The organism is Rhodococcus sp. PAE-6, from assembly GCF_025290685.1.
In the GTDB taxonomy this organism is placed as follows: Bacteria; Actinomycetota; Actinomycetes; order Mycobacteriales; family Mycobacteriaceae; genus Rhodococcus; species Rhodococcus pyridinivorans.
Genome location: NZ_JAOCLZ010000098.1, coordinates 1 through 405 on the forward strand (window position 1 = coordinate 1; position 405 = coordinate 405).

The window sequence follows — 405 nt, forward strand, 5'->3', positions numbered from 1 at the left end:
AGTACGCCTCGGCAGCGCGGTGCCCGAGCTCGCCCCAGCGTTTCGGGTCGGACAGCATCACTCGGCACACCAGGAACATCTCGTCGGTGAGCGAGTCGCGATCGGCCATCAGATCCGCGAGGGCGACCTGGGCCTTGACCGTGAAATGCCCGTCGGCCCACGACAGGAACTGCGCTGCGGTGTTGACCTGGGGATCGGCGGCAGTGTCGGCTTCGGCGTCCGGTTCGGCGAGGCGCTCGAGCACCCGGCGCTCGACGTCGGCCAGGGGGTCGATCCGCGGCCGCGGCCGCTGAGGCTGCTCAACCTGCGGTTCTTCGTCCTGGGATGCCTCGGCAGCGGCTGGGGCAGGTGGTGTGGCCGGCTCGGCCGGTGTCGCGGCCGGGATGAACATCGGCCCGGCGGGAC

1 protein-coding gene is annotated in these 405 nt (G+C 71.4%); it reads right to left on the minus strand.

Annotated elements, in window-relative coordinates; genetic code table 11:
- Positions 1 to 405, minus strand: a 405-nt coding sequence (locus tag NVV99_RS26395) for a hypothetical protein (RefSeq protein ID WP_260783287.1), incomplete at both ends; no start/stop codon positions are given.